The organism is Bacteroidota bacterium, from assembly GCA_018692315.1.
Classification (GTDB): domain Bacteria; phylum Bacteroidota; class Bacteroidia; order Bacteroidales; family JABHKC01; genus JABHKC01.
Map to the genome: position 1 here is coordinate 24,030 of JABHKC010000035.1, position 20,211 is coordinate 44,240.

Genomic DNA, 20,211 nt, shown 5'->3' on the forward strand with positions numbered 1-20,211 from the left:
CTCAACTACATATGGAATTTATACCTACAATGGTAATTTTTTGAATATTTATCATAATTCTGTAAATATTACAGATGGCAATACTTCAAGTACTGCATTTTATAATTATACCGGTAGTAATGTCTCATTGCAAAACAACATTTTCGCCAATACGAAAACTTCGGGCGGATATGCAATTTATAATTATAACACTACAGGTATAATTCTTAGCGATTATAACGATTTATATACCGAAGGCACATATCTTGGCTATTGGTCGGGAAATCGTTCTACATTGGCACAATGGCAATCAGCCAGCTCGAAAGATGCAAACTCGGTTTCTGTAGATCCGTTCTTTACCTCTGCTACCGACCTGCATGCAAATGCAGTAGGCTGCGATGGCCAGGCAAATCCAATTGTAGGAATCACCTATGATATTGATGGAGAATCAAGAGACGCAACAAATCCTGATATTGGTGCCGATGAGTTTTATATTACACCGCTCGCCGGAGTTTATACTATTGGTGGCACAAATCCGGACTATGCAACAATCGCACTTGCTGTGAACGACTTAAGAGTAAGGCCTGTAACAGATAATGTTACATTTAATATACGTACCGGAACCTACAACGAGCAGGTTTCGATAGAAACTATTTATGCTACATCACCAACTTATTCCGTTACATTCCAGCCCGATACCGGACATCAGGTTGTTATCACATACGCACCAACAAGCACTGACAACTATATAGTTCAGTTCGACGATGCCGATTATGTTACATTTAAGAATTTAACATTTACGGCTACAGGAACCACTTACGGAAGGGTTTTCGATTTTAAAGATGGAAGCCATTATATTACTCTTGATAATAATACTATTAATGGTATTTCAACAAACTTATCGGCAGATAATTTAGTAGTAATTCATGCAACCTCAGGTACTGAAAATGATAATATTACAATTACTAATAATGAAATTAATTATGGATCGTATGGAATGTATTTAAGAGGAATTAGCGCTTCAAATCTTAACACTGAAAATGTAATTACAAATAATATTATTCAAGATTTTTCTCATTATGGAATATATCTGTATTACTTCGATTCCGTAATTGTTTCATCAAACGAAATTTATGCAAAATCGACTGGAGGACATGCAAATCAGTATGGCATTTATGCTGCTTATTGCGATAATGGAAGTGAGTTTTATAAAAACAATATCAGGGTAAATGGTACGTCTGCAAATTTTGGTATATATCTGTACTATTGTGACGGGACATCAGGAAAAGAAAACTGTATAGTTAATAATTTCATCTCTACTCATAACTGTACTTCCAATTCCAACGGAATTTATTCGACCCAGAATAACTATTTGAACATCTATCATAACAGTGTAAACGTTACGGATGGTAACACTTCGAGTAAAGTTTTATATAACTACTACGGAGGAAATATCTCCTTGCAAAACAATATTTTTGCCAATACAAAAACTTCCGGCGGATATACAATTTATAATACTTCCAGCACTGGAATTACCGAAAGTGATTATAACGATCTTTACACCAAAGGTTCATATATTGGATACTGGAATGGTTCAAATCGTACCACCTTATCAAGCTGGCAATCGTATAGCGGAAAAGATGCCAACTCTATTTCGGTTGATCCATACTTTGTCTCTGATACCAATTTGCATGCTGCCTCAATTCACATAGACGGGCAGGCAAACCCGATAGCAGGGATCAGCGAAGATATTGATGATGAACAGAGAGACCCGAGCAATCCTGATATTGGTGCCGATGAGTTCTCATTATCGCCGCTGGCAGGTACATATTACATAGGAGGCGTAAGTCCGGATTATGCGACATTTAGCGAAGCAGTTTACGATTTGAATACACGTCCGGTAGAAGAAGCAGTTATTTTTAAAGTGAGGGATGGTTTGTATAACGAACAGTTTTCAATAAAAACTATTTATGGTGTTTCCGAAATTAATACCGTAACATTCGAGCCGGATACATCATCGGATGTAACTGTTACTTATGCTCCAACAAGCAGCGACAACTATATAGTTCAGTTCGACGATGCAGATCATGTAACCTTCAAAAACATTACGTTTACAGCAACAGGTTCTTCTTATGGTAGAGTTTTTGATTTTCTTGATGGCAGCCATAATATAAGCATTGAGGGAAATACAATAAATGGAATTGTTACCACATCAATCAGTGAAAATCTTGCTGTGATATATTCATATACTGGAACAGAAAATAATTTTGTTTCAATTGAAAATAATGACATTAATAATGGTTCAACTAGTTTGTTTTTATATGGAGCAAATAGTTCTGATCCTGAAGAGGCATGCAATATTAGTAATAATACAATCCAGGATTTCCATTATAGGGGAATATATATACAATATTTTGATTCTGTGCGGGTAATTTCAAATACTATATTTGCAAAGTCTTCCGGAGGCCATAGTACACAATTTGGATTTGTTCCAGGATATTGCAGCAATCAAAGCCTGTTTGAGAAAAATGAAATTCGAGTTAATGCATCAAGTGTAAATTATGGAATATACTTATCTCATAGTGATGCAACTGCAGGAACCGAAAATCTATTGATAAATAACTTTGTTTCAACACATAACTCAACTTCAACCACTTATGGTATTTATCAATATTACTGCGACTATCTGAAAGTTTATCACAATAGTGTAAACATTAGTGATGGTAATAGTTCCAGTGCAGCATTTTATAGCTATTCCGGTAGTAATGTTACTCTGAAAAACAACATCTTTGCAAATACAAAAACATCCGGCGGATATGCAATTTATAGTTACAATACTTCCGGAATTACTGAGAGCAACTATAATAATCTTTACACCGAAGGTTCAAATCTTGGCTACTGGTCTGGAAATCGCACAAATTTAACTAACTGGCAATCAGGAAGCGGCAAAGATGCCAACTCGGTTTCTGCCGATCCTATCTTTACTTCTGATACTGATTTACACGCCTTCTCAATTCATTGCGACGGACAAGCAAACTCAAGTCTTGGAATTACAGAAGATATTGATAATGAACAAAGAAACAATAGCAATCCTGATATTGGAGCCGATGAGTTCTATATTCCGCCAATGGCAGGAGTTTATACAATTGGTGGACTTAATCCGGATTATAGCACAATTGCAGCGGCTGTTTCCGATTTAAATACCAGACCTGTGATAGGACAAGTTATTTTCAATATTAGAACAGGTACTTACAGCGAACAAATTTCAATAAGCACTATTTATGGCGTTTCTGCAACAAATAGAGTTACTTTTCAACCCGATGATACAGCTTCTGTAACAATCACTTTTGAGCCAACAAGTAGCAACAACTATATTGTTCAGTTCGACGATGCCGACTATGTAACATTCCGTAATCTTACATTTACTGCAACAGGTGCATCTTATGGAAAAGTTTTCGATTTAAAAAACGAAAGCCATTATATTACCTTAGATGGAAATACTCTTAATGGTATTTCAACCACATCAACAAATGCAAATTTGGCGGTAATTTATTCTGCCTCCGGAACTGCCAATGATGGTTTTACCATTACTAACAATACAATAAACGATGGTTCATATGGAATTTATTCCTATGGAACAAGCACGTCAAATCTTGATGCTGAAAATGAGATTAGCTATAATACAATTCAGGATTTTCATTACGAGGGAATTTGTCTCTATTATTTCGATTCTGTACAAGTTTATTCAAATTCAATAAGCTCAAAATCATTAGGAGGATATGGTACTCAATATGGTATATATTCCGTATATTGCGACAATGGTAGTATGTTCTCGAAAAATATAATTCGTGTAAATGCAACAGGCTCAAACTATGGAGTTTATCTATATTATTGTGATGGAACTATCGGAAATGAAAATCAATTTGTAAACAATTTTATTTCAACTCATAATTCCACTTCAACAAGCTACGGAGTTTATATTAACACTTGTAGCTATTTGAACCTATATCACAACAATGTAAACATTACTGATGGTAATACTTCAAGTTCGGCAATATATAATTACAACGGAAGTAATATCACATTACAAAACAACATTTTTGCAAACACAAAAACATCTGGAGGATATTCTATTTATACAAACAGTACATCAAACATTGTAACGAGCGACCACAACGACCTTTTCGCCGAAGGTTCAAACCTCGGTTATTGGTCAGGAAATAGGACAGACCTATCGCAATGGCAGTCAGCAAGTAGCAAAGATGCAAACTCGGTTTCAGGAGATCCTCTATTTACAGCAGATACTAATTTGCATGCAAATGCAAATGTTTGTGATGGGCAAGCAATGCCAATTGTTGGATTATTAGACGATATTGATGGAGAACAGAGAGATGCAAGTAATCCGGATATTGGAGCTGACGAATTCTACAAAACACCTCTTGCCGGCACCTACACAATTGGCGGTGCAAGCCCCGATTATGCAACTTTAAGCGATGCTGTTGATGATTTACGAATTAAATCAGTATCAGGTGATGTTTATTTCAAAATGCGAGAAGGAACATACCACGAGCAGGTTTCGATAGAACAAGTATATGGTGTAACACCTGAATTTTCGGTTACTTTCGAGCCTGAAAACTCCGATTCGGTTGCAATAACTTTTGCACCTACAAGCTCGGCAAACTATATTGTGCAGTTCGACGATGCCGATTATGTTACTTTCCGTAACTTAACTTTTACTGCTACAGGTTCTTCATATGGCCGGGTATTTGATTTCCTTGACGGAAGCCAGCATATTACTATTGATAGTAACATAATAAATGGTTTGTCAGTCGTTACAACAAGTTCTAATTCTGCGGTCATTTATTCCTATTCAGGAACTGATAACAATAATACGACAATTACCAATAATACTATCAACAATGGTTCTTATGGTATTTATATAAATGGAACAAGTGAAACAGTTCTTGAACAAAATGTTGTGATAAGCAATAATGCAATTCATGACTTCCATTGTTATGGAATACGATTGCATTATTTTGATTCAATTCAAGTTAGCTCAAACGAAATTTATGCAAAAACGACAGGAGGCAATAGCACTCAATATGGTATTTGTGCTTACTATAACGACAATGGAAGTTCATTTTCGAAAAACAAGATTAGAGTGTATGCAAGTTCTTCAAATTATGGAATGTATTTTTATTATTGCGATGGTAGCTCAGGAAACGAAAATCTGCTAATAAATAATTTCATTTCTTGTCATAGTTCCAGTACAAACAGTTATGGAGTTTATACATATTATGGCAGCTATTTTAAATTCTATCATAATTCTGTGAATGTTACTGACGGAAATTCTTCAAATGGAAGGGCTTTGTATGTATATTACAGTAGTTATTTCGAATTGCTAAACAATATTTTCGCAAATACAAAAACTTCGGGTGGTTATGCAATTTATACGCAGAGTTCATCTTCCATCGCCAATAGCGATTATAACAATTTATATTCAGAAGGAAGCTATCTTGGATATTGGAGTGGTAACAGATCTAATATGGCACAATGGCAATCGGCAAGCAGTAAAGATGCAAATTCGGTTTCCGAAGATCCTGTGTTTGTTTCCGATACCGACCTTCATTCAGGTACTTATTTTTGCAATGGGCAGGCAATCCCAATAGCCGGAATTTCAGAGGATATTGATGGCGAAATCAGGCATTCCACAAATCCTGATATTGGTGCAGACGAGTTTTATATTACACCTATGTCAGGCGATTATACTATTGGAGGAACTAATCCTGACTATGCAACAATTGCTGAAGCAGTCCACGATTTGAATACCAGACCTGTTGAAGGAGATGTAAATTTCTTTCTGAGAGATGGAACCTTCAACGAGCAGGTTTCTATTGGAAGAATCTACAATTCGGCCAACTTCAATGTTATTTTCCAACCCGATATTAATGCAAATGTTAATATTACATTCGAACCAACCAGTTCAAACAATTATATTGTTCAGTTCGACGATGCCGATTATGTTACATTCCGCGATATTACTTTCGTGGCAACAGGAAGTTCATATGGTAGAATTTTCGATTTAAAAGATGAAAGTCATAATATTACTATTGAAGGAAACTTTTTAAACGGAATTAGTACAACATCTACCGGTGATAATCTTGCAGTTATTTATTCGGCAAGCGGAACAGCCAACAATAATATAGTTATAAACAATAACTTCATTGTTAATGGCTCATACGGATTATATCTATATGGAAAAAGTACATCTGATCTTGAAACAGGCTGTGAAATTTTATACAATAGTATTCAGGATTTTCACTATATGGGTTTATATACCTATTCGTTCGATTCAATTGTTGTTAATTCTAATCAGATTTATGCCAAATCTAATGGGGGATACAGTACTCAGTATGGAATATATGCTACATATTGCAAACATGGAAGTATTTTCTCTAAAAACAAAGTACAGGTAAATTCTACATCTTCAAACTACGGTATAAACTTAACCCATTGCGATGGAACTTCAGGCGAAGAAGTTTATCTTACAAACAATTCTGTATCATGCCACAAAGCAAGCTCAAATAGTTATGGATTGTCTTTAAATTCCTTGGATCATACAAAAGTTTATTTTAACTCGATAAATGTTACCGATGGAAGTAGTAGTGGAGGAAGAGCAGTATTCATTAGTTCAGGAAGTAATATCGATTTGCAAAACAATATTTTTGCAAATACTAAAGAGAGCTCCGGAGGTTATGCAATTTACACAAGCAGTACAAGTAATATTTCGGTAAGCGATTACAATGACCTATATACAAATGGCACGTATCTGGGATATTGGTACAATTCATACAAAACCAATTTGGCACTATGGCAATCGGCAAGCGGAAAAGATGAAAATTCAATTTCGGCCGATCCATTATTTGTTTCCGATTCTACATTGACACCTCAATCGTTTAAGTGCGACGGACAGGCAATTCCAATTGCAGCTATAGCTGACGATATAGATAATGTTGTGAGAGATGCTTCAAATCCTGACATTGGAGCTAAGGAGTTTTCAACTACATCGCTTGCAGGTACTTATACAATTGGCGGATTAAATCCTGACTATGCAACAATTAGCGAGGCTATTGCCGATATTAACAGTAATGCTGTTTCTGATAGTGTAACTTTCCTAATAAGGACAGGAACCTACAATGAGCAATTAAGCATTCAGAAAGTATATTACACCTCGAGTTCTAAATCTGTTACATTCATGCCAGATACATCAGCAGAAGTTACTATTACATATGAACCTACAAGCTCCGACAATTATATTGTTCAGTTTGATGACGCTGATTATATTACTTTCCAAAATCTTACATTCACAGCAACTGGTACTTCATATGGTAGAGTTTTCGATTTTCTTGACGAAAGCCATAACATTACTATTCAAGGAAATACGATTAATGGTATAAACACTACATCTTCAAGTACAAATACTATTGTATGTTATTCAGCCTCAGGAACCTCAAACAATAATATCACAATTTCTGACAATGATATTAACTACGGTTCATATGCAATCTATTTATATGGAACTAATTATACTAATCTGGAAAATAACAATGTTGTTATAAATAACACAATTCATGATTTTAGCTATATGGGATTATACTTCTACGGTCAGGATTCTATTTCAATCAGTTCTAATGAGATAATAGCTAAAACCAGTAATGGATACAGTCATAATTACGGTATTCATTTGACCTATTGCGACAATGCGTGTAATATCTCCAAAAACATAATAAAACTGTTTGCAAGCTCTTATAACTATGGCTTATACATGTATTATTGTGATGGAACTTTAGGAAACGAAATTATTGTATCAAACAATTTTGTGTCAAATCACAATTCAGGTAGTACAAGCTATGGAATTTTCCCTACAAGTTCCAATTATATTAAAATATATTATAATTCAGTGAATGTTACAGACGGCAGTTCTAGTGGTGGTAGTGCAATCTATGCAGCAAGCGGAAGTAATATTGAACTTAAAAACAATATTTTCGCAAATACGCAGGATTACCAGGGTGGTTATGCAATTTATTCAAATAGCACAAGCAATATTATATCAAGTGATTATAATGACTTTTATACCGAAGGCACTAATCTTGGATATTGGACGGGAAATAGGACAAATTTGGCACAGTGGCAATCGGCAAGTAGTAAAGATGCAAATTCTGTTTCCTCCGATCCATGGTATCTTTATTATACAGATTTACATGCACGCTCATCAGTTGTTGATAGTACAGCAAATCCAATTGCATCCATTACAACTGATATTGATGGTGATGCAAGAGATGCGAATTATCCAGATATTGGTGCCGACGAGTTCGATTATGTTGACATTTCCCTTGCAGGAATTTATTACATTGGCGGAGAAAATTATGATTATCCTACAATTGCCGATGCTGTAAACGACCTTAACCGTTTTGGTGTATCCGATTCGGTTGTGTTCCGTATCAGAACAGGAACATACAACGAGCAGGTTTCTATTAAAGAAATACTTGGTGTTTCTGCTACATACTATGTAGTTTTTGAATCTGATACCAGCGCCGAGGTTACTATATCGTATTCAGGAACCAGTACGCACAACTATCTAGTACAATTCGATGGTGCCGATTATGTAACTTTCAGGAATCTTACTTTAACGGCAAACTCTGCCTCTTACGGTAGAATTTTTGATTTGCTCGACGAAAGCCATCATATTACTATTGATGGAAACACACTAAATGGATACGCAACTACATCAAATAGTGTAAATCTAGCAGTGATTTACTCAAGTTCATCAACAGACAATGATAATATTACAATCACAGACAATGAGATAAATAATGGCTCTTATGGGATTTATCTTTATGGAGTTGGTACTTCCAACTATGAAGAAGCCTGCATTATCTCAAACAATATTATTCATAATTTCTACTATCAGGGAATATATTTATATTATTTTGATTCTCTTGAAATTAGCTCAAATGAGATTTACGCAAAATCGAGTGGTGGATATAGTTATCAATATGGTATATATGGTTCTTATATTAATAATGCAAGTTTAGTTTCGCTGAACAAGATTCGAGTAAATGCCAGTTCATATAATTATGGTATATATTTGTCCAATAGCGATGGAACATTGGGTAGTGAATGTGAGCTAATCAATAATTTCATTTCAACCCATAGTTCATCATCTACTACATATGGTATCTATTTTACAGCTAGCGACTATTGGAATTTACAATATAACTCTATAAATATTAGTGATGGAAACACTTCGAGTAGTGCATTATATTTAAACTCTGGCAGCAATTTTAAGTTACAGAATAATATTTTTGCAAACACAAAAACTTCCGGTGGTTATGCTATTTATACAAACAGTAGTTCTAATATTTTAGTTAGCGACTACAATAATTTATATGCCGAAGGTTCATATCTTGGCTACTGGTCAGGAATTCGCACAAATTTATCTAACTGGCAATCAGGAAGTGGAAAAGATGCTAATTCTGTTTCTTCCGATCCTTTGTTTATTTCAGAAACAGACCTTCATTCATTTTATGTTGGAAACAATGGACAGGCAATGCCAATAGCAGGTATTACCGACGATATTGATAATGAAACGAGAGATGCAGTGAATCCCGACATTGGTGCCGATGAATTCTCGCTTGCACAAATGGCCGGTGTTTATACTATCGGTGGAGTAAATCCCGATTTCGAGACCTTCACAGAAGCTGTAGCAAATGCCTACTATCAGGGAATTTCCGATGATGTAACTTTCAAAGTCCGAACAGGAACATACAACGAGCAAATCTCAATTGGTATTATCTATGGAGTTAATGATACAAACACCGTAGTTTTCGAACCTGATACCAATGCAGTTGTAACCATAATTTATGCTCCTACAAGTTCTAAAAACTATGTAGTACAATTTGATGGTGCCGATAATGTTACTTTCAGAAATTTAACACTTACTGCGACAGGCAGTTCCTATGGTAGAGTTTTGGATTTTAAGGACGGTAGCCATAATATAACAATTGAGGGTGATACTATAAATGGATTAGATGTTGCATCAACTAGTAGTAATATTGCAACAATTTATTCCGGACCAGGAACATCCAATAATAATATCGTTTTCGCAAATAATGATATTAATTACGGATCGCATAGTTTCTGTTTCTACGGGACTAATACTTCTATTTTGGAAACCGGAAATGTCATTTATAGTAATACAATTCAGAATTTTTATTATTATGGTGTCAGACTATACTATCAGGATGCTATTACTGTTTATGAAAATGAAATATATGGAGAAACAAGTAATACTTATAGCACGCAGGTAGGAATTGAAGCATATTATTGCGATAGTTCTAGTGTATATTCAAAAAACGATATAAAAGTATATGCTTATAATTATAATGTTGGATTATACATTCTCAGTTCCGATGCAAGTTCAGGAAACGAAATTGTTGCAAAAAACAACTTCATCTCATGTTTTAATTCAAGCTCTAATAGTTATGGAGTTTATTATACTTCAAGTAATTATGTAAAATCATATAATAACTCTGTGAATGTAACAGACGGGAATTCATCATATGGCTATGCAGCATACACTACCAATGGAAGCAATATTGAATTTAAAAACAATATTCTCGCAAATACGAAAACTTCAGGTGGCAAGGCTCTTTATACAAATAGCACTTCGAATATTTCTGTCTGCGATTATAACGACCTGTTCACAAAAGGTAGTTATTTGGCATACTGGGGAGGAAACCGAACCAATCTTTCTGCACTGCAAAGCTACACTGGTAAAGACCAAAATTCAGTTTCTGTAGATCCATATTTTGCAGCCGATACCAACCTGCACTCATACTCGCAATATTGCAATGATGCAGGAACACCTATTGCTGAAATAACTACTGATATTGATGGCGAAGCACGTGATGCTACAAATCCGGATATTGGTGCGGATGAATACACCATTGTTCCTCTCGAAGGAATTTACACAATTGGTGGCTTAAATCCCGACTATGAAACTATTGCCGAAGCTGTTTTCGATTTGAAAATGTTGCCGGTAGCCGATTCAGTAATTTTTAGAGTCAGAACAGGAACCTACAACGAGCAAGTTTCTATTGTTGATATTAACGGAGCTTCGGAAACGAACACTGTTACATTCGAGCCGGACGATACTGCTTCGGTTACAATAACATACGAGCCAACCAGCTCAGATAATTATATTGTGCAGTTCGATGGTGCCGATTATGTTACATTTAAAAATATGACATTTACGGCTACCGGAACAAGTTATGGACGAGTGTTTGATTTTAAAGATGGAAGCCATTATATTACTCTCGATAGCAATACTATAAATGGTATTGTTACAACAGCAACGGGTCTCGGCTTAGCAGTAATTCACTCAGCTTCTTCTACCGAAAACGACCATCTAACAATTTCGAATAATGAAATAAATAATGGTTCGTATGGATTGTATCTGTATGGTAAGAGTACATCAGATCTTGAGGAAGCTTGTGTAATTAGCAATAACACGATACATGATTTCCATAATTATGGAATCTACCTCCACTCTTTCGATTCACTCCAATTAAGCTCAAACGAAATATATGCAAAAACGACAGGTGGAAATAGCACGCAATATGGTGTCTTTGCACATTATTGCGATAATGGAAGTGAGTTTACAAAAAACAAAATCAGGGTAAATGCCACTTCTACAAACTATGGTTTGTGTCTCTATTATTGTGACGGAACATCCACAAATAAAAACCAGGTAATCAATAATTTCATTTCATGTCACAATTCACCCTCATACAGTTATGGAATTTATTCTAATAACAATATTTACATAAATTTCTATCACAACTCGGTAAATGTTACCGATGGTAATTCATCGTATGGATATGCATTCTACGCAACTAGTGGAAATAACATCACATTGCAGAACAACATTTTTGCAAATACGAAAACATCGGGAGGTTATGCAATTTATTCAAACAGTACCTCAAATATTTCTGCAAGCGATTATAATGACTTATATTCTGAAGGATCAAATTTGGGATACTGGTCGGGAAATAGGATAGATTTGTCGGCATGGAAGACAAGCAGTGGTAAAGATGCAAACTCAGTTTCTTCTGATCCGGGTTTTGCTTCCGACACCAACCTTCATGCCTATGCAGCAGCTTGCGACGGGCAGGCAATTCCAATTGCAAGCATCACCGACGACATTGATGGAGATGTACGCGATGGATCAAATCCCGACATCGGAGCTGATGAATTTGATGGAACACCTCTCGCTGGAGTTTATTATATTGGTGGCACAAACCCCGATTTCAATTCAATTGGCGAAGCTGCAAAGGCTGCTGAATACATGGGAATTTCCGATTCGGTTATTTTCAGACTTAGAGGCGGAACATACAACGAACAAGTTTCGATTAGTACTATTTACGGAGTCTCAGAAACCAAACAAGTAATTTTTGAGCCTGATAGCTCTGCAGAAGTTATAATTAGCTATGCTCCTACAAGTTCTGAAAATTATATTGTTCAGTTCGACAATACCGATTATATTACTTTCCGTAATCTTACTTTCACAGCTACCGGTTCTACCTATGGTAGGATATTCGATTTCGAAGACGAGAGCTACAACATAAGTATAGACGGAAATACTCTGAACGGATTAAATAATAATTCAACATCTCATTATTCTGTCATAATTTATTCTGCAACCGCCACTTCAAACAATTCAATTACAATAAGCAATAATACTTTAAATTATGGTTCTTTCGGATTGTATTTATATGGGACAAGTACATCAGAGCTTGATTCAGGACTTACTATTAGCGGTAATACAATTCAGGATTATCATTATGCGGGAATATACCTGCGTAATCAAGAATCAGTTTCTGTTATTTCTAATATTATTGCAGCTAAAACAAGTGGTGGATATAGCTCACAATATGGATTGCATTTATCATATGTTGATAATGGAGGTGTAATTTTAGGAAATAAAATCAGTGTGACTGCCGGTTCATACAATTATGGTATTCGTTTATCTTATTGTGACGGAACTTCTGGTAACGAACTTCAGTTGATAAACAATTTTGTTTCTAATAAAAACTCGGGTTATGTAAGCTATGGAATTTATTCTGACTATAGTAATTACATACATTTTTACAACAATAGTGTAAATGTAACAGACGGAAACTACTATAGTGGAAGAGTGCTGTATCTGGTAAATGGAAGTAATATTTCGCTGCAAAATAATATTCTGGCATTTACAAAATCGAGTGTTTACGGATATACTATTTACACAAATAGCACATCGAATATTACTGCCAGCGATTACAATAATTTATATACCGAAGGATATTATGTTGGATACTGGAGCGGATCACGTTCTACTCTAAGCAACTGGCAGTCGGCAAGCGGAAAAGATGCAAATTCTGTAACTCACGATCCATATTTTGTTTCCGATACCGACCTACATTCTCAATCGGTAGCCTGCGACGGTCAGGGAAGCCCAATTGCATCAGTAATAGAAGATATTGATGGAGATGTGAGAGATGCTACTAATCCTGATATGGGTGCCGACGAGTTTGGTATTACACCACTTGCTGGAGCTTACACCATTGGCGGTACAAATCCCGATTTTGCTACAATCACAGATGCTGTTTATGCACTTGAAATCAGGCCGGTAGCCGGAGAAGTTACATTTAATATCCGCACAGGAACTTACAACGAGCAGGTTTCGATATCTACAATTTACGGAGTTTCTGAAATAAATACCGTAACGTTCCAGCCCGATACTTCTGCAAATGTAAGCATCTCGTATGCACCAACATATTATGAAAATTATGTTGTGCAGTTCGACGGTGCAGATTATGTAACATTCAAAAACCTTAGTCTTGCATCTACAAGCTCATCTTATGGCAGGGTATTCGATTTTAAAGACGGTAGCAATAACATTAATATTGAGAATAATGTGATAAGTGGCGTAAGCACCACATCTACAAGCAGTAATATGATCCTGTTGTATTCAAATTCCGGAACAAGTAATAATAATATAATAATTGATAATAATGCATTCAATTATGGTTCATATGCCATATATATGCAGGGTTACAATTCATCAAATCCTGAGTCAAACAATATTATTAGCGGCAATACTATTAGTAATTATCATTACATGGGGATATTTATCTATTATCAGGATACTCTTACTATATCTTCAAATACAATAAGGGCTAAAGAAACAGGAGGCTATAGCTATAGTTATGGTATTTATGGATACTATTGTCAAAATTCAAGCGAATTTTCGAAAAACGATATAAGGGTAAATGGAACTTCTTCTAATTATGGCTTGTACCTGTATAATTGCGATGGAAATTCAAATGATAAAACTTTAGTTAGTAATAACTTTATTTCTACAAATAATTCTAGTTATTACTCATATGGAGCATATATATATAATTGTGATTATATTGACATTTATAATAACACAATAAATGTAACAGATGGATACTATTATCACTATTCAAGTGCTATTTATTTATATTATGGAAGTAATATTGAATTACAAAATAATATATTTGCAAATACCAAAGGTAGTTCTTATGGTTTAGCAATTTACACTAGTTCTAGCACGAATATTATTAGTAGTAACTACAATAATATTTATACAGAAGGTTCTTATCTGGGATATTATTCAGGATACAGATCAAATATTGCAAACTGGCAATCGGTTTCCGGGCAGGATGCGAATTCATTTTCTGTAAATCCATATTTTCTGTCGGATACTAACTTACATGCTGTTTCGCTTGAAGGAGATGGAACAGGAAACCCAATTGCAAACATTACAACTGATATTGATGGTGAAATACGTGATGCTACGAATCCTGATATAGGTGCCGATGAATATTCTATCACATCACTTGCAGGTGTTTACACTATTGGCGGTACAAATCCTGATTTTGCAACTATTACAGATGCAGTTTTTGCATTACAAACGAAAGGTATATCGGCAGCAGTTAGCTTCAATATTCGTAGCGGAACATATAACGAACAAGTCTCGATAAGCCAAATTAGAGGCTCGTCGGTAACTGATACTGTTACTTTCCAGGCAGAGGATACTGCTCAGGTGGTAGTTACTTATACACCAAGCTCAGTGGAGAATTATATCTTCGGCTTAAATGGTGGTGACAATGTTGTAATTCAAAACCTTACACTCACAAACACTGGTAATTATTACAATGGAGCATGTGTAAACTTTGGCGATGGAAGCAATAATATAGTTATCAGAAATAATACTCTAAATGGTTCTGATTATGGCTACACTTATCATACTTCGAGTCCTATTTTATCAGAAAGCTCTGCTTCAAACGACAGTATTTCAATAATAAATAATACTATTAATAATGGCTCGTATGGTATATATTTACAAGCAGAAAGTCAGACAAATCCGGACAAAAATCTTGTAATTAGTGGAAATACTATACAAAATTTCCATTATCGAGGAATTTATATTCTATGGCAAGATTCTTCTTTGATTGCTACAAATAGTATTATCGGAAAAACGAGTGGTGGCAATTCCACACAAGTTGGAATTTATGCTTATATGTGTGATGGTTCTGTGCGTATTAGCAGAAATAATATTGAGATGTATGCAAGTAATAATAACACAGGAATAAAAATTGATCGCTCTTACGCAACTTTAGGAACGGAGAATATTATAGATAATAATTTTGTTTCATGTCAAAATGCAAGTACGGCTAGTTTTGGAATCTATAATGTATATTGTAATTATTTAAAGATATACAACAACTCAGTTAATATTACTGATGGGTATAGTTCAAATTCAAGTGCAATGTATATTTACGGAGGTAGTCATTATATCACCATTCAAAATAATATTTTTGTAAATACCACTTATTACGGTTTTGCATTTTATTTCTACACAATAGGTAATTACTTGATTGATAATAATGATTTGTACACAAGCGGGAATCATTTTGCTTATTGGTCAGGCTACTATTCAAATTTGGCCAACTGGCAATCGGCAAAAGGAGTTGATTCGAATTCAATTTCAGTTGATCCGGTGTTTACTTCTGCAACAGATTTGCACTTGCTGACAGATGCCTGTAATGGATTAGGACAACCAATAGGTGTTATTAGTGAAGATTACGACGGTGAAATAAGAGATGCCACTAATCCTGATATTGGTGCCGATGAATATACAATTACTCCACTTGCCGGAATTTATACAATTGGTGGTATAAATCCCGATTTCGAAACTCTAAGTACTGCTGTTTTGGCTCTTCACACAAAAGGTATATCTGCTGCAGTAACTTTCAATATCCGTGAAGGAACTTACACCGAGCAAATTTCTCTTGACGATATTCAAGGTTCGTCAGCAACAAATAGTGTATCATTCCAGTCAGAAAACGGAGTGCCTGTAATAATTACTTATCCACCTACTAGTACCGACAATTACATTGTGCAATTCGATGGCGCCGATAATATTGTTTTCAGTGATCTTACGCTTACTGCAACAGGAAGCTCATTTGGACGAATATTCGACTTTAGAGATGGCAGCGATAACATTACCATTGATAATAACATTATCAACGGTTTAAATCTTAGCTCAACCAGTTCTTACATTATTCCAGTTTACTCCGAATCTGGAACAGGTAATGATAGCATTACAATTTCGAACAATATTATCAATTATGGTTCATATGGTTTATATCTGAATGGAACTAATAGCTCGAATTTGGAGTCTGAAATGTTAATTGTTAATAACACTATTCAGGATTTCTATTACGAAGGAATGTACTTGCGTTATCAGGATTCTGTGCTTGTCTCTGGAAACTCAATTTTAGCAAAAACAACAGGCGGATATAGTACTCAATACGGTATTTATGCGGCAAACTGCGATAATAGTTCACAGTTTACCGGAAATACAATCAGACTTTATTCAAATAGCAATAACTACGGAATCTATCTATATTACTCAGATGGTACTTCGGGTGAGAAGATCACAATTGATAATAACTTCATCACCAGTCATAATGGTGGCTCTACAAGTAGAGGTATTTACACAAATTACTCAAGCTATCTGAATATCTATTTCAACTCGGTTAATATTACCGACGGGTATAGTTATTATTCAGCCGCATGTTATTTTGAATACGGAAGTAACATATCACTTCAAAACAACATTTTGGCAAGTACTAGTGCTTCGTCTGCAGGATATGCAATTTATACCAATAGCAGTTCTAATATCATTGCCAGCGATTATAATGATCTCTTTACTAATGGTAATTATCTCGGATACTGGTCAGGATCTCGTGCAAATCTGGCAAACTGGCAGACGGCTAGCGGAAAAGATGCTAATTCTGTTTCTGTTAATCCATTGTTTGCCTCAGATACAGATTTGCATACATATGCTCTTGCCTTAGACGGAACAGCAAATCCAATTGCTGGTATTACAACAGATTTTGATGCGGAAAACAGAGATGTCTCAACGCCTGATATTGGAGCCGATGAGTTTGAAATTACTCCTCTTGCAGGTATATATTATGTTGGTGGAACCAATCCCGATTTTGCTACAATTTCCGATGCCGTCTATGCTCTAAGCGTGCGACCTGTTGCCGATGCCGTTATTTTCAAAATTAGGACCGGTACTTACAACGAACAAGTTTCGATTATAGATATTACTGGTTCTTCTGCTACAAATACAGTTACATTTGAGCCTGACACTTCAGCAAATGTTACAATTTCATATTCAGCAAACAGCACAAACAATTATATTGTACAATTTGCTGGTGCAGATTATGTTATCTTCAATAATATTACATTTACTGCATTCGATCTTAGCTATGGTAGAATTTTTGATTTATTGGACGGAAGCCACAATATAACAATCGAATCTAACACTTTGAACGGTATCTACGGAAATTCAACAAGTTCTATTCAAAGTTTGATATATTCCGCAAATGGTTCAAATAATAACAATATTACTATCAGCAATAATATTATTAACAATGGTTCATATGCAATTCAAATGTACGGAAGCATATCAAATAATGAATCAAACAATCAAATCATTAACAATACCATCAGCAATTGCCATTATTATGGTATGATGATTTATTATCAGGACACTCTTACTGTAAATGGAAATGTTATTTCTACTAATTCAATTAGTGCAAATTCTACTCAATATGGAATTTATGCTATGCGTTGCGATTATTCAAGTACTTTCTCAAATAATAGTATTACAGTGTTTGCTACATCAAGTAATTATGGTTTATACTTAAGCGAATGCGATGGAACAAATGGAAATGAATTAATGGTTTACAATAATTCCATATCATGTAATAATTCAGTTACAAGTAGTTTTGGAATTTACACAAATTCTACAAATTATTTGAAAGTTTATTACAATTCTGTGAATCTTAATGATGGTTATTTAACTAATGCAAGTGCAGTCCGCTTTAATTCAGGTAGTAATATTGAACTTCAGAATAATATTTTTGCAAATACAAAAGATACTTATGGAGGTTATGTAATTTATACAAATTCATCATCTAATATTACTTCAAGCGATTACAATAATTTATATTCTACAACAAGCTACTTTGGATACAGGAATGGAAATTATCCTGATTTGTCAGCATGGCAATCTATAACTTCAAAAGATATTCACTCAATTTCTGCAGATCCATATTTCAATTCTAATATTGATTTGCATGCAAATTCAGGAGCATGTGATGCTTATGCAATCCCAATTGCTGAAATCACCATAGATATTGATGGCGAGGCAAGAGATTTAATTAATCCTGATCTTGGAGCAGACGAATATAATATGTATCCTGACACACAAGCAATAAATGTGATGTTTGCAAATGTAACAACAAGCCAATTAGATATTCAATGGACAAGAGGTAATGGAGATAGTTGTTTAGTATTTATGATTGAAGGTTCAATAGGAACGGCTTTACCAATAGATAATATAGTTTATCTGCCGAATACTTCATTCCAGTTGGGTGGACAAATTGGGCTAAGCGGATGGCATTGTATTTATAGAGGAACAGGTACTTCTGTAACTGTTTCAGGACTAAATCCGCTAACTACTTATAGGATTCATGTTTGTGAATTTAATTTTGGTTCAACCCATCATAATTCTGATTCTTCTGCTGGAAATCCATCGAACGAATCTACTCCAAATGAATGTTACGATCCGAATGGTCAATCCGAAGCTAATATATTAGTTTCTAGTGCCGACCTTTTCTGGACTGAAAACGGAACAGCAACTGCATGGGATATTGAGTGGGGGCAAACTGGATTTACTCAAGGTAATGGTACGACGGTAACTGCAACCGCAGATAATCCATATAGTTTATCAGGATTAAATGAAAATACCACTTATGATTGGTATGTCAGAGCAAACTGTGGAAGTGGAGATTATAGTTCATGGACAGCCGTAAGTACCTTTACCACAGATATAGCTTGTAGTACGCCTTCTGCTTTAGCAGAAACAAATATTACTTCTACTACAGTTGAACTTGGTTGGACAGAAAACGGTAGTGCTACCACTTGGGATATTGAGTGGGGACCTGCCGGATTTACACAAGGAAATGGTACTATGGTATCGGGTTCTACAGACAACCCACATCAGATTTCCGGTTTGAGCTCTAATACAAATTATGATTGGTATGTTAGAGCAAATTGTGGTATCACGCAAAGTAGTTGGGCTGGCCCATCTACCTTCTCAAGTATAGATTGTAGCATTATTGCATCAATAAATCTTGATAATGAAATTTCTTGTTATGATGAAAATGATGGTGTAATTTCAGTCTCTGTTTCAGGAGGCGCTAGTCCATATTCTTACGAATGGTCGAATTCTGAAACTTCACAGGATATTTCTGCTTTGGTTGCTGGAACTTATTCAGTTACAGTAACAGATTCGCAAAATTGTACAGATACAGAATCATTTACAATTACCGAACCTGATGTTCTTGCCATAGCTTTTGAATCGCAAACAAATGTAAGTTGCAATGGATTTGCAGATGGAGCTATTGATATTTCAGTTTCTGGCGGAACCACAGATTATTCTTACGAATGGTCGAATACTGAAACTTCTCAGGATGTTTCTGGCCTAATTGCTGGAACTTATTCAGTTACAATTACAGA

Annotated in this window: 1 protein-coding gene (cut by a window edge); it reads left to right on the top strand. The window is 35.2% G+C overall.

The features are described from left to right. The coding region annotated (locus tag HN894_03125) for a hypothetical protein (protein MBT7142304.1) crosses the window boundary (this coding region is incomplete at its 3' end): on the top strand, positions 1-20,211 show 20,211 of its 35,576 nt. 15,365 nt of the annotated region lie to the left of the window's left edge.